The 14659-nt window shown below is 45.5% G+C and carries 15 protein-coding genes; 1 reads left to right on the plus strand and 14 read right to left on the minus strand.

Features of this window, described 5'->3' with window-relative positions; genetic code table 11:
- Positions 1-3: 3 nt before the first annotated feature.
- From D829_RS0111025 to D829_RS0111070, 10 genes are all read right to left on the minus strand, one after another.
- The gene (locus D829_RS0111025) at positions 4-231 is read right to left on the minus strand and encodes a hypothetical protein (RefSeq protein ID WP_017688945.1); all 228 of its coding nucleotides are present in this window, start codon (positions 229-231) and stop codon (positions 4-6) included.
- 203 nt (positions 232-434) lie between these two features.
- Positions 435-1532 carry a peptide-methionine (R)-S-oxide reductase MsrB gene (gene msrB, locus D829_RS0111030; RefSeq protein ID WP_026081125.1) on the minus strand — a complete coding sequence of 366 codons (1098 nt, stop codon included), beginning with the start codon at positions 1530-1532 and terminating at the stop codon, positions 435-437.
- A gap of 16 nt (positions 1533-1548) precedes the next feature.
- On the minus strand, positions 1549-2130 hold the full coding sequence (locus D829_RS0111035) for a redoxin family protein (protein ID WP_017688947.1): 582 nt from the start codon (positions 2128-2130) through the stop codon (positions 1549-1551).
- A gap of 18 nt (positions 2131-2148) precedes the next feature.
- Positions 2149-2865, minus strand: coding sequence for a cytochrome c biogenesis protein CcdA (locus D829_RS0111040; protein ID WP_017688948.1), 717 nt, complete (start codon positions 2863-2865; stop codon positions 2149-2151).
- Positions 2866-2908: 43 nt separating this feature from the next.
- Positions 2909-3949, minus strand: coding sequence for an ATP-binding protein (locus D829_RS0111045; RefSeq protein WP_017688949.1), 1041 nt, complete (start codon positions 3947-3949; stop codon positions 2909-2911).
- The gene (locus tag D829_RS0111050) at positions 3946-4650 is read right to left on the minus strand and encodes a response regulator transcription factor (protein WP_017688950.1); all 705 of its coding nucleotides are present in this window, start codon (positions 4648-4650) and stop codon (positions 3946-3948) included. Before D829_RS0111050 ends, D829_RS0111045 begins: the two co-directional genes overlap by 4 nt.
- Before the next feature lie 77 nt (positions 4651-4727).
- Entirely contained in the window at positions 4728-5171 is a 444-nt protein-coding gene (locus D829_RS0111055) for a stalk domain-containing protein (protein WP_017688951.1), read from the minus strand.
- Between the two features lie 166 nt (positions 5172-5337).
- Entirely contained in the window at positions 5338-7887 is a 2550-nt protein-coding gene (locus tag D829_RS0111060; protein ID WP_017688952.1) for a glycoside hydrolase family 2 protein, read from the minus strand.
- Positions 7888-8134: 247 nt separating this feature from the next.
- Positions 8135-9166 carry a LacI family DNA-binding transcriptional regulator gene (locus D829_RS0111065; RefSeq protein WP_017688953.1) on the minus strand — a complete coding sequence of 344 codons (1032 nt, stop codon included), beginning with the start codon at positions 9164-9166 and terminating at the stop codon, positions 8135-8137.
- 188 nt (positions 9167-9354) lie between these two features.
- Entirely contained in the window at positions 9355-10302 is a 948-nt protein-coding gene (locus D829_RS0111070) for a DMT family transporter (RefSeq protein ID WP_017688954.1), read from the minus strand.
- A 165-nt stretch (positions 10303-10467) separates the two neighbouring features.
- Here D829_RS0111070 and D829_RS0111075 point away from each other — a divergent pair, with 165 nt between their 5' ends.
- Entirely contained in the window at positions 10468-11343 is an 876-nt protein-coding gene (locus tag D829_RS0111075; protein ID WP_017688955.1) for a LysR family transcriptional regulator, read from the plus strand.
- A gap of 42 nt (positions 11344-11385) precedes the next feature.
- Here D829_RS0111075 and D829_RS0111080 read toward each other — a convergent pair whose 3' ends face one another.
- From D829_RS0111080 to D829_RS0111095, 4 genes are all read right to left on the minus strand, one after another.
- Entirely contained in the window at positions 11386-11583 is a 198-nt protein-coding gene (locus tag D829_RS0111080) for a hypothetical protein (RefSeq protein WP_017688956.1), read from the minus strand.
- 32 nt (positions 11584-11615) lie between these two features.
- The gene (locus D829_RS0111085) at positions 11616-12098 is read right to left on the minus strand and encodes a tetratricopeptide repeat protein (protein WP_017688957.1); all 483 of its coding nucleotides are present in this window, start codon (positions 12096-12098) and stop codon (positions 11616-11618) included.
- Between the two features lie 365 nt (positions 12099-12463).
- Positions 12464-13327: a heme o synthase gene (cyoE, locus tag D829_RS0111090; RefSeq protein WP_017688958.1), complete on the minus strand. Its 864-nt coding sequence runs from the start codon at positions 13325-13327 to the stop codon at positions 12464-12466.
- A 156-nt stretch (positions 13328-13483) separates the two neighbouring features.
- Positions 13484-14050, minus strand: a complete 567-nt coding sequence (locus D829_RS0111095; protein ID WP_017688959.1) for a hypothetical protein — start codon at positions 14048-14050, stop codon at positions 13484-13486.
- Positions 14051-14659: the final 609 nt, after the last annotated feature.

A 14659-nucleotide genomic window follows, 5' to 3' on the forward strand; every position in this document is an offset into this window, starting at 1 on the left:
AAATCAGAGTGTCAGACGTCTTCCTTTTCCCCCATGCAGCAGCAAGAACTGGCTTGTAGTCCATACCTCTTCATCCAGCCAGACCTGACCCCTGCCTTGAACATACACAAATGCACTGGTCGGTAACACATAATTGCGTATGAACTCGTGTGTTGCGAATGATATAAGACGCACATCAAGCACGCGAACCTGTACCTGATCCCACAGCTTGATGTCATTCTGAATTCCCATATGAACTCCCTCTCCTAAGCGATCAAACACACACAATACCTTGGCATTGTGACTAAAAGCCTACCCATAATTGATAATGATTATCAATTATAACAATGATGGAACCATCTTTGAAGCCTACCTCCGTTTTTGTTAGATGCCGCAAAATAAAAAACGGTCGAAATCCCTCATAGAGAGATCTCAACCGTTCTAAAATTATGGCCTTATTGCCTTTTGATAAAGTCAGACAATAAATATCCGTATCGTTCTTCCTCCATCTTGTCTAACGGAATAAACCGGATCGATGAACTGTTAATACAGTAACGTTTGCCGCCGCGATCTTCGGGACCATCATCGAACACATGACCGAGGTGGATGTCACCTGCCCGGCTTCGTACCTCCGTGCGATCCATACCAAAGCTCGTATCCGTTGTATAGGTAACAACCTCAGGTACAATCGGTTTTGTAAAGCTCGGCCACCCGCAACCGGAATCATACTTATCTCGACTGGTGAATAACGGCTCTCCCGTTGCAATATCCACATACAGACCGGGCTCCTCATTGTCCCAGTATTCGTTACTGAACGCATGCTCCGTATCATTGTTTACCGTGACCGCATACTGTTCGTCTGTTAATCGTTCCTTTAATTGTTCATCTGTTGGACGTGGATATTGAGCCGGATCAATTCCAATCTCCAGGTCATCCAGGACAGTCATATCAATGTGACAATATCCATTCGGATTTTTTTCCAAATAATCCTGATGGTACTCCTCCGCCAAATAATAATTCTGCAGAGGCATCACTTCCGTTACAATGGGTTGGTCATATTTTTCTTGCTCTACCGCTACAGCTCGCTCGATGATTTTGGCATCTTCAGGCAACGTATAATATATTCCAGTCCGATACTGAATTCCACGATCATTGCCCTGCTTATTCAAGCTGGTAGGATCAATAACTCGAAAATAAGATTCAAGCAATTTCTGCAAAGATACTTGCTGCGGATCATATTTTACATGAACAGTCTCCGCAAACCCCTGATCTCCGCGAATAACATCCTCATAGGTTGGATTCTCTCCTTCACCGTTGGCATAACCGGAAGTCACATCCTGAACCCCCGGAATACGAGCCATATATGCCTCCACACCCCAGAAACAGCCTCCTGCCAAGTACAGGTTACTCAGGTTTTCCTCGGAGACACTCGATGCCTTGACAGGTTGAGTGGATATCGAAGATGAAGCTGAATGGCTCTCAGCCCTGTTTCCACAAGCAGACACGACTATCGCTATAACAAGGAGGCACAAGCCGAGCAGCGTACTCTTCATGACACTTCCTCCCTTCTCACAAAATCTCTTGTAATGATTCCATGATCTGTTCATTGGATGCATGCCCTGGCTGCGATTTCGTTAAAATACCATCAGAGCCAATATAAAAGGAACTAGGATATGCTCTTACGCCAAATTCCTTGGCCCATACACCTTTCTCATCCAAAAGAACAGTTATGTTATCATATGGCTGTTGGTCAAACCATTCAGTAAACGCTTTGGAGGATTTCTCTCCTTTGTAGTCTGGCGTCACAATCGTAATGACTTGAAATTCATTGTTTTGACCAGCCAGATTGTTCAGGTCTTCCAAACCCGCAAGGCAGATGGAACACCAGGAAGCCCAGTATTTCACATACACTTTCTTGCCTTGAACATCAGAAAGTCCAACTGTATTTCCTTTCAGATCACGCAATGAAAATTCCGGAGCCGTCTCGCCCTTGTTCATCATGGTTGACGAACTCATATCGGATGTTGATGCCGGGGTTGATGTTGACCCCGTTTGTTTTGATTCAGTTTGCTGTGATCCACATGCGCTCAAGATCAACAGTACTCCAGTGAATACGATTACAGATACCATCCATTTCCGTGCCGTCTTCATACCAAATTCCTCCAATGATTATTGAAACCAGGTCACCAAGCTGTTTAGTCGGTCTGTCATTAACAATAGTCCCATGACAATAAGAATACAGCCGGAAGTTATTTTGATGACGCCCATGTACCTGTATAAACGACGTATACGCTTCATAACATATTCCGAAAAAACGGACAGAATCAGGAAAGGAATAGCTAACCCAAGGGTATACAGGAACATGAGAAACCCGCCATACAGTGGAGAACCTTCTCCTGCGGCGATACCAAGAATGGCCGCCAGCACAGGCCCGATACAAGGCGTCCAGCCGAAACTAAACGTCAGACCCAACAGGAACGCTCCAACATACCCTCCCCGTTTGGCTTGATCGCTTGACAGCTTTCTCTCCCGTTCCAGCCAGGATAGTCGGATCAACCCGGTTTGATAAATCCCAAAAAGCACCACGATGGCTCCGCAGATGGCAATAAACACAGGACTTGAGATCATATTACCAATGATGCCGGAACCGAAACCAAGTAATACAAATACCAGGGACAGCCCAAGAACAAATAAAAAAGTCCGCAAAACAAGTGTGGACCGCAACCGAACCGAATTGGTGTCAGGTTGCTGCTGATTCGTACCGTTGACCATGCTTCCGGACAGATAAGACACATATACCGGGATCAGCGGCAGAATACATGGCGCAAAAAACGATAACAATCCTGCACCAAAAACACCGAAAAGGAATACTAAATCACTGGTCAAGTCATTCACCACCTGAATAAATACTGCGTTTGATTAACCAAGGTTAACGACTGACGTAGATCGGAAGCGTGAACCAGAAGCAGCTTCCTTCTCCTTTTGTACTCTGAACCCCGATCTCGCCACCATGGAGTTCCACAATCGATTGAGCGATGGCAAGGCCAAGCCCGGCCCCCCCATTGCTCTTGCTACGTGATTTGTCAATTCGATAAAAACGTTCAAATATACGCGAAGTTTCCTCCGCTTCAATGCCTTCCCCTTCATCCGTAACTGAAATTCGTATAAACGGCCCCTTTTCTTCGGCAGCCAGAATGATTTTTCCTTCAATAGGAGAGTATTGAATGGCATTTTGCAGCAAATTGGAAAGGACCCGCTTCATTTGTGCAGGCATCATGACCGCGGCTGGTAATTTATCGGGCAAATCGATTTCAACGTTCAGCGTTTTCTCGGCGAGATGAAACGAAAAACTCTCCAACGTACTGAGCAGCAACTCATCGACGTGACAAGGCTGAGGGTCAAATACCTCCCCTTGCGCTTCCAGGCTGGATAATTCGAACAAATCTTGAATAAGCCCTCCCAAACGCTTCGTTTCAAGTCGTATCGTGTTCAGGTAACGTTGAAAGGTTTCTTTATCCTTAATGACATCATCCTCCAACGCTTCGACGAATGACTGAATGGATGCTAAGGGAGTCCGTAAATCATGGGATACATTGGCGATCAACTCTCGTCTGGCGGTTTCTGAGTGATGCAGATGATCAAAGCTTTCCTTCAGCTTGGAACTCATTTCATTAAATTGCTGTGCCAGGAGCTTAAATTCCTGCGTACCGATGAGAGGGACTTCCGTATGGAAATCCCCTTCGGCAATTCGTATCGTCTGCTGTGTAATTCGCGCAATTGATTTCTCTAATGGCTTAGTCAGCAAATATTGAAGAATAAACGAAAGTAAGCCTACCCCTGCCGTTATAGCTGATAACCAATACAATTGTTCGATCGTAAGCAGCATTTTGGAATAACTGATGAACAAACAAATTAATAATACGCCAATGCCTGTGAGACTGGACAACACCAAGTATGTGCGAAGTTTCATGAACTGCCACCCGCAAACTTGTAGCCTATACCCCAAACTGTTTTAATATATTTTGGGTCAGAAGGATTCTGTTCGATCTTCTCTCGTAGTCTCCGAACATGTACAGTCACCGTTGTTGTATCTCCCTCATAGCTAAAATCCCAAATCTTGCTTAACATCTGGTTACGGGAGAACACCTGACCCGGGTGACTTGCCAGCAAATACAACATCTCAAACTCTGTAACGGTCAATTCAATGGCCTGCCCGCTGATGTGCACTTCACGCTTGGTAAAATCAATGGTAAGCCCTTCATAATTGATCGTATATTCAGATGTTGTAACAGGTGATGCCTGCGCAATTCGCATTCTCCGCAGGATTGCCTTCACACGCAAAACAAGTTCTCTCGGACTGAATGGTTTGGTCAGATAATCATCCGCCCCCATCGTCAGTCCCATCAGACGATCCTGTTCCTCACCCCGGGCCGTCAGCATTACAATGGGCACATCCTCAGTTTGCCGAATCTCGTTGCAAACTTCCCAACCATTCTTATGTGGCATCATCAGGTCGAGCACAATCAAGCTTGGCGTTTGGCTGTGCCACAGCTCAATAGCCTCCAAACCGTCCTTGGCCGTCACGACAAGATAACCTTCCCGTTCCAGATACCTGCGACAAACGTCCGTAATATTTGTATCATCATCAGCAACCAGTACACATTCATTCAAACGAACCCACCCCATATTCCAGAAAATACATTTGAGCCAATCATATCATATGGTGATGGCGATGCTTAGATCTTAAATTACTTCATTCCCATGGCTGGCATCATGTATTGTTTAATTACAGACTCAGCCGCATACGAATTCCCATCATGGATGACAGGCATCGATTTCAAGTTAACTGGCATACCGTCTACCATAATTTTTTTCGATCCAATCCACAATTTAATCGTTTTCCCCGCAGGCATCATCGTTTCTTCCATCTTCATGTCGTCTTCCATCATTTTGTCATCTTTCATCTTCATGTCGTCCATTTTGCCCATATACATCAAAGTTACAGATCTGTCCTTGCTGTCCCACATAATGCTGTAATCATACATTTTCGCCGCCTGTCTCAATTGAACAAGCTCCATGCCATCCTTTTTAATCGTTTTCATATCTGCAGCACTTGCCAATCCAGAAAAGGCCATAGACATCATCAATACCGCTGCTACCATCGCTTTTTTGCTCTTATTTGTTTTCATCATTCTTATCACTCTCCATTCGTTTATTACTTACATAGATTACAATAAGCAAGACAGCTTACGATTCTCTAAGCGAAGTATTACGAAACCATTACGATATATAAATGAGGTCAGGTTTCAATAAAAAAACGGTTGAAATCTCTCTTACGAGAGACTCCAACCGTTTCTTCTAGGTCAAACGAATAAAATCAATCATGGATCGAACCTCGATCGGTCCCGGATTTGATATCACATCATTAGACTGCAATCCCTCTCTGGAAGTGAACTGCACTTTCACCGGAATGCCAGGAATCAAGTCGAAGAAGTTATCTGAGAAGACACCCTCCACATCCGAAGATAGCCATACCTGTTTAGCAAGCACATCACTTTCCAGTATCAGATGAACGCCGTTCTCATCCGCTCCCCCGCTTACATTGATGGTTGCAGGCTGCAGAGCAAGGTCTTTGGACGGTACAAAATAGTGTTCCTGGACGATATTCGCCGCACCTTCCTGTTTCAGATCCAGGCGCAGCAGCGTGTTAGCTGTATCATGACCTTCAAGCCATTCCGTGTTACGTAATGACAACACTCGATCACCTGTATTAGGTGCCAAGGTCACGTCATGTGTTTCATCACGATGCACCGTTCCATCGAACCCAAGCAAACGAATCTGTAACTGCCCTTTTACAGGTTGTAAATGATCCGAGATGATATATATATCTGTTGTATCTTCTTTTGTTCCATCTACGGATACCAATACATCGCTGAAGCTGCGTTTCGCATAATATTGCAATGCTTTCCAACGACCAAGGTAGTCCATACCTGCCCATGAAGCCACCGGCCAGCAATCATTCATTTGCCAGTAAAGTGTGCCCATGCAGAATGGTTTGCGGCGACGGTGCGCTTCAATGGCTGTCTTCATCGCTTCCGCCTGGAGCACCTGGCTCATATATAGGAACGATGGGAAGTCCTTCGATTCATGCATGTACATATCCATGTACTGTTTGATCAGACGATTACCTGCGCCATTCTTTTGATGAGCCAGCATGACTTCCGACTCCAGAGCCAGATCCTCTTCTTCTGCGTAAGTGCGTACTGACTTGTACTCCGGGAAAGACTGGAATCCGTATTCACTCATGAAACGACCCACATGCACGTTGTAGTTCTCGAATGGTTCTACATTGTGCCACACGCCCCAGTAGTGGATATCCCCTTCAGCTGTGGATGGGTGCGCATGCTGCGTCTCATCCCCTGTCAATGATACCAGTGGTGAGGAAGGCCAGTAATCCACACCTGGAGCATACGCTTCAACGACTTCTGGCAGCAGATCATGGAAGATAGCTTCGTAATCGGCCCAGATACTCTCACGCTGCTCGGCAGTAAATTCCTTTTTCCAACCCCAGCCACCATTCTCAACATAGTGAGCCCAAGCCGAATCAATCTCGTTGTTCCCACACCAGAGTGCAATACTTGGATGGTTGCGCAGACGTTTCACATTATCAATCGCCTCATGTCTCACACTGTTCAGGAACGCTTCATCTCCTGGATACATGCTGCAAGCAAACATGAAGTCTTGCCATACCAGGATTCCATATTCATCACATAGTTCGTAGAACACATCCTGCTCATAGATTCCGCCACCCCACACGCGCAGCATATTCATATTGGACTCGGCTGCGGATACGATCTCATGACGATAACGTTCATGAGTAATTTCAGTGATGAAGCTATCATTTGGAATGTGGTTGGCCCCTTTGGCAAAGACCGCAACACCATTTAATTCAAAATAAAAGGATGCTCCTGCTTCATCTTTGTCACGTACCAAGCGAATGGAACGAAGCCCAGTCTTCACTGTAGATTCAGCCACAGCTCGCTCACCTTGAAGCACTTCGGTAAGGAAGGTGTACATATGCGGATCACCAAGCCCACGGCTCCACCACAGTTTCGGTTCATCAATGGAGACTGGAATCTCCACAGTCTGAGTTCCGGGTTGTAGCGATACGGATCTTTCCCATCTCTGTCCATCTGCGCCGATACGAATAATCGTATCTACCGCTTGGGATGTCTCGACTTCCACAACAGCAGTTAATGAAGCTAAGGTAGCGCTTACTTCATTTTGCTGGATATACACATCATTGATTCGTACCTGTGTCCAACCTTCAAGACGTGCTTCACGCCAGATCCCACTGGTTACAAAACGCGGACCCCAGTCCCAACCATAGTGATACGGGGCTTTACGTGCAAAAATACTTACTCTCTTGTCGCCAAGTCCGCCAACATCGGACTGATCATTGGATGCCGGTAATGCATATCCCAGCTTCTCCAACTTAGGCAGATCTTCCTGAATTGGTGACCGAAAACGTATTCGGAGAATGTTGCCGTCTCCCTTCAATACAGACTTTACATCTGCCTTCCATACTCGGAACATATTATCTGCTGATAACACATGCACATCATTCACATACACATCCGCATATGTATCCAGACCGTCAAACACCAGTTCCAGATGTTCCTGCGAGAACAACGTATCGGCAACGTCAAATTCCGTCTGATATTCCCAATCTATCTTATCAATCCATTGTACTTCCTTCTCGTTTGTTCCATAAAAAGGATCTGGAATCTTGCCCAGCTTCAGCAAATCTGTATGCACACAGCCGGGCACCTGAGCCGGCATCCACTCTTGATCTTCGCAAGCCTTGAACGTCCAATTCTGAAAAACATGTGATTGTATTGTGCTCATGACAGCCTCCATTGTTGTTAGAGTTGGTAAATATTATTTTGTTAGGTTTTGTTATCATAAAAACAAATAACTTACAAAACAAAATTAACACGATATGCTTCTTATAGTCAATCTGTTTTGTAATTTAATTTGTTAAACAATCTCTGCATAACAAAAAGACATGAAGCTCTAACCTCTCCATGTCTTTCACCTGATTTCATTTACCCGTATGTTCATTGTTAGAATGAGCCCATAAGTTCATATCCCATTACTGTATACTGGCGTTATATTCATCACGAATAATTAATTCCGAATAGATCAGCTTGCGTTCATATGGTTCATCCAGGTGTTTGATCCGCCACAACAGCTGATCTACTGCTCTTGTTCCCAGATTCTCTTTGTTAATATGTACCGAAGCAAGAATGGGTTCATCCGTCTGCGTATTGTCAAATCCGGTTATGGCACAGCGTTCGGGCACCTGAATGCCTCGACTTTGGAGTGCCTGAATGACAATAACAGCTGTATGGTCATTTGCACACACGATAACTTCAGGGATATCCTCCAGCTCCATTTCAGCAACGGATCTCCGGATCTTATCATACTCTGCCCCCAGCAAGCCTTCTTGCTGTTCCCCCTCCAACTGTTTCTCTTCCAGCACCGTACGATATCCAAGCCAGCGTTCTCTAAAACTTGCCGCATCAGGCAGTTGCCCGGCAAACTGGAACCTTCTATACCCTTTACCAACGAGCATCAGAACCAGTTCTTTCATACATTTCATATTATCCGTAAAAACCGAGTCTGCGGATATGGCAGGGTCTTCATGATCCACCATGACAAGCGGAATACGCAGCCTGTAAATCTCCAGCAATACCGATGTCGAGATGGTGCCCACGGTAATGACTCCGCTGATTGCGTCGGGATTAAGGACCGAGAACATCCGATCTGAAGAGGGTTCTGTCAGCGTTAAAATATCCATCCCCTTCTTATTCAGCCTTTCAGAAATGCCATCAAATACAGGCCCCCAGTATAAGGAAGATCGATTCTGAGAACGAATGTTGGGAAACAAAATCAATATGGTGCCTTGTCGCTCCGCTTCTGGCTTCATCTCCGTTGATATCTGTGTCTCCCCCGGATAACGCTTAGGCTCAGTTCTGAAATACCCGAGCTGCCCCGCTGTTCTGACAATCATCTCGCGTGTATGCTCACTCACACCAGGCTTGCCCGTCAGCGCACGGGAGACTGCGAATTTGGACACCCCCGCAGCATCCGCAATTTGCTGCATCGTTACTCTTTTGGCCATCCTACTCACCCGTTTTTCCTAATTTTCCATTCAGTGTAGCATAAAAAACAAAAATCAACAAAACAAGGTTATGTTATTCTTCTTTTGTTAGGTAGTTGTTTATCTGTTTCATAAGGTGTGCGACATAACCAAAAAAGACCCTCCCCTCACCTTCCATAGAAGATGACGAAAGGACCTTTATCCCTTACTTATAAGCCCGGTGCTCCCTGATCGCCAAGTTCCGACTGTAAAACCGGACGTTTTCTGCGCCAGAAGATAGGCTGTGGAAGTTTGATCTCTGTAATCAGAACACCCACCAACATCAAAGCTGCTCCTGCATACCCTTGCAACGTTAGCGACTCCCCTTGAAAGGTAAATGCAAAGGCCGCTGCAAACAGTGGTTCGAGTGAAAAAATCAGACTTGTTCTTGTGGGAGAGGCATGACGCTGCGCGAGTGTCTGCAGAATATACCCCAAGCCGCTACACAAAACACCTAAGCCAAGAATGGCTGCCCAGGATTCAGCCGTATCGGGCATACGTGGCGTTTCCAGCATAAATGTAGCTGCAATTCCCCACATCGCCGCCACACCCAATTGAACTGTCCCTAATGTTAGTGGATCATGCTTCGGTGTGAACTTGCCAGCAATCATTATATAGATGGCATACACAAGTGCTGCTAGTATGCAGAGAATATCTCCTGTGTGCAGACTAAGCTGATGCTGAAGCGTCAGCAAGCCAAGCCCGGTAACGGCAACCAGGATACTGAGCGTCAATCGTTTATCCGGCATACGACGATGCTGGATCGTCGTCAGGATCGGTACAAAAATAACGGCCAAACTTATCAGGAATCCCGCTTGGGATGTCGTTGTTCGTTGCACACCATAGGTGATGAATACAAATGCAGCGAATAAAGCTGTCCCCATAATAGCGCCTGCCACAAGTGTTCTGCGATCCATCTTAAACAACCGCTGATGAAAAAGAAGTCCTGCCGCAATAAAGGCAATTCCAAAACGAAATGCGACCAGATTCAATTCTTGCATGGACTCCAGACCCGATTTCATAAACAGATAGGATGATCCCCATATAACCGTTGCGAGCAGCATCTGTATGTCCGCTCTTCTTGTTGCCTGACCTTGATTAACCTGTACACCATTCATCTTGCTTCAACCTTCATTCTATGTATTCTGGTCTGTGTGATCGTGCGTCAAACTAACTCGCCTTGGCAAGTATAAACGATCTCTTTGCATTATAAAAATGAATATTTATAATGGATTATATGAAATAAACTCATATATCAAATGAGGGAAGGAACGGAACCATCCATGTCATTGATCAAATACGAAATTTTGAATACCGTTGTCGAATATGGCAGTCTTACCAAAGCAGCAGAAGCATTAAACATCACCCAATCCGCCGTCAGCCATGCCATCGCCAGTCTGGAGACAGAATGTGGTTTTTCACTGCTCCATCGCGGCCGCTCCGGTGTACGGGTTACCGCTGAAGGCGAACGCATTCTGGGATACACACGTGAGATCCTGCGCTGGACGGAACTGATGAACCAGGAAATTTCCCTCATTCGCGGTGCCGAGATTGGTACTGTGCGTATTGGTACATTTGCTAGTGTCTCTACACAGTGGCTGCCTGGTATCCTGAAACAATTTCGCCTGCGTTACCCCGGAATTGAGATTAAGCTGTGGGAAGGCGATTATGCTGAGATTGAGGGTTGGCTGGCTGGAGGCGCCATCGATCTCGGATTTCTGTCCCTCGGCGATTCATCGCCTTTTGAGACCATCCCATTGCAAAAAGACAGGATGATGTGCATCCTGCCTCTGGATCATCCTCTTGCCTCAGAGGAATCTGTTTCGTTTGATATTCTGCTGGAGCAACCCTTTATTCTGCCCAAGTGGGGCGGAGATAACGAGATAGAACGACTGATCCGGCAGCATGCGGCCAAGCTCAATGTCGTCTATGAAGTCGCCGAGGATCAAGCCATCATGGCGATGGTCCGTAATGGCCTCGGCATCAGCCTGCTTCCGGAAATGGTTCTTCAAAATCATACCGATGCGCTCGCGCTCGTACCACTCACTGGAGATCCTTATCGTACGATTGGCATGGCCTGCCCATCTTTGGGCAATCTATCGCCAGCTACGCGGCGTTTCATTGAAGAGGTGCAACAGTGGCTTGCCCCGGCTATGTAACTTGGGAGAATTCACTACCTGTGTCGTTATGATCGATTTCTCCTATCCGTTACTCACAAATTGGATAACTGCGAGGGTCAGCAACAGTACAAATATAACAGCAATCGTGATGCCAAAACCAATCAGGAAGCGCATGCCAGGTGAGCGTTTGTTCTGCTGGTTATGTCCCAGGCTATCCAGCTTCTGCTCAATTTGATCCAATCTTTCATTTACCTGTTTCAGATCTTGATTGGAGTTCATTCATCCATCTCTCCCTTTTCTGTGTATTCGATCTATTCCCACACCCGATCGAGCTGATCTGCGTAGTAACGGATTGCTCTGTTATAGTCATTGATTCTCTTGTCACTTGAAGTGTCCGCAAGTTGCACGAGCAGTCTTTGCATCGCTTCTGCATGTTCACCCAGATTATAGAGCACCATGGCATAGAAAACTTCAAATTCCCGGTACGCCGGGAATTCTTTCATGCCCGTTTGAAACCAAGCCGTTGCCTGCTCATACTGTCCAAGCGTTCGATATGTACTGCCTAGTCCGAGTATTGCACCTGCTCTGTTCTCGCCAGAAAGTCCAAGACTCAGTGCCTTCTCATAATGCGGTACAGCTTCCCGCTCCAATCCAAGCGAATCATGCGCCCAAGCCAGCTGATACCAGACATTGGCATTCTCGGGTTCCTGGACTGTAATCTCTTGCAAAAGTTCAATCGCTTCCTGCACCTTGCCTTCTTGTCTCCATCGTACGGCCTGTTCCAAATTACTCATGCTGTCACTTCCCATCTTACATTATAATTCCCACATATATGATTCATTTGTTTTATTATACCAAAAAAGCACACCAGAGAATATGTTGTAACAACTCAAGGTTGCCCAAACGCTATTCCATAGTGTGCTTTTTCATTCGATGCAGCCTGTTATAAAAAATGGACTAAAGCATATTTCCACTGGACACTTCGATGACAGAACAACCTTCCGATCGCTGTTATCCCCGGATTTTTCCAATCATTTTAACAAAGGTGAAAATCCGGGGATAAGCGTATGCTTTCGATGCAGCTTTCTTTCAGAAAGCTTTTAGGCGAACGCTTTCGCTTCTTCAGGTTCTTTCTGTCCTCTCCGTTTTGTGTAAATGTTTAGTTCAATTTATATACCGTATTCGCTACCATGACAATAAATACTATCATGAGATAGTTCACCGAGATCAGAAAGTTCACTTTTGCCCACTTCTCATCATCCTGTGTCTTCAGTCCGCTAAGTGTATGCACGAACCAGATCAGTCCACCGACCAGAGATACAATCAGAAATACCAGACCTACGTAGTCGTAATAATACAACAGAAATACAGCAGGAAGCAGCAGAAAAACATAAGGAATCATCTGAAACTTGGTGCGTTTCACCCCTTTAACTACTGGCAACAACGGGAAGCCCGCAGCACGATACTCCTCTACCCGGCGAATACCCAATGACCAGAAGTGTGGTGGTTGCCACAAGAATAATAGTGCAAACAGCAACCAGGCACCTGCATCAATCTCATTGGTTACAGCCGTATAACCGATGACAGGCGGCATCGCTCCTGCAATTCCACCGAGCGACGTGCTCCACGTTGAACTGCGTTTCAACCACATCGTGTAAATCACGATGTAAGCGAACCATCCAAGCAGTGCCATCCAGCCTGATAACGGATTCACTAGGAGATACAGTACTGCTAGTCCCACAACACCAAGGATAATGCCATAGCCAAGTACAAACCCTGGCTTCAGATGGTTAATGTAATCCATCCTTTTTTTGGTGCGCTCCATCTTTTGGTCCAATTCACGATCCCAATAATTGTTGATTACACAAGCTGAAGCAATAACCAAGGTTGATCCAATCACGACCATGAGCAGAGATAACCAGTTGATATCCCATTTTGAAGCTACCCAGAATCCTACCGCCACCGCAAACACATTTAACCTTAGTAGTCCGGGCTTAGTTAATGCAATCATGTCTTTAAGCATGAGGCTCCTCCTGAACTATGTAAAAACGCCATTCCAATAATGATACATGTACCTACCATTAATTACAATCGCTTTCATGAATTTGTCATAACCAAAAAGCATCCCTCACCGTTCCAATGAACAGGAGGAATGCTTGATGATGAATTTCATCTTAATTTATGGGATGTATTGTTGCACAATTTTAGTAACTTTTCCGTCCTGCACCGTCAGATGATACGGGAATACGGACAGATCAAGAATACGGGTATTCTCATACAACGATTCGAACTTGGATAATGTCACAGGTTCATTCCACTGAATGTCTGCGCCCTGCATCGTACCATCCCGATCATACAACTGCATCAACACTTCAGCATTGGCACTAACCTCAACCTGCTCCTGCTCTTTGCTGTCATTGACGATATAGTAACCATCTGGAGCACCATCTATACCAGCTTCCGGATTGCGCTGTGCAAAAATCGCATCGGCTTCTTCACCCTGATACCAGCCAATCTTGTCCACTGTCATAAACAATTTGCCGTCTTCTATATGCATACCTTCAACATAGGCTGTAAACATCTCGGAGTTTGCAACTTGAGCTTCTTTCGCAGAAGTTTGTTGAGCGTCCGTACTACCTTGAGCATTCGCAGGGGTAAGTAAATATGTAGTCAGCACAATCATGCCAAGTAAAGCAACAACTGCACCGATCATTCCTAGTTTCCATTGTTTTGTCGCGTTCTTCATAGGTAACATCTCTCCTTAATATGAACGTTACTATTCCTTAACCGGAAGTCTTGCTTCTCAAACGCTCATGTGAACTATCGATTCCAACGTTCTTTCTTTTCTTATCATACTTGGAACAGGGATTATAAAAGTATCAGCCAGATTAAAAATAGTTACAATGTGCGTCATCACTCCTGTCTGTAGTCTCCGTAAACGGCAATAACCCCTGAAGGCATCGCCATTCAGAGGTTATTTACTAGGGTGCGTCTTTTAAACTCAGGCAAGTGATACGTTGAAGGATGTCTGTGTCCAAAACATCTTGAAGCCCAAGCTGCTAGTCCTGACGGTTGATCCATACAACTAAGGAACCGAGGACGTCTTATTTGGCCTTCTGGTGCTCCTTTTATTTTGTAAGGAACATGAGACACGTTATTTGCCAATATTCCCTGAAAATACGCTAGAAACGGCTGTTTATACCAATATAGCGTGTGTCAGATTCCTTAGATTGCTGCGGGACTTTCAAACCCCTGAATAAGACGTCACAGGTTCGTTAGCGCTCACGCTGTCTGCCCTGCTCCAGACACGTTCAGAGTTACGCTCCAGTTTTTGGCAGGTTTTTGGCAGGTTTGA

Source organism: Paenibacillus sp. PAMC 26794 (assembly GCF_000316035.1).
GTDB lineage: Bacteria > Bacillota > Bacilli > Paenibacillales > Paenibacillaceae > Paenibacillus.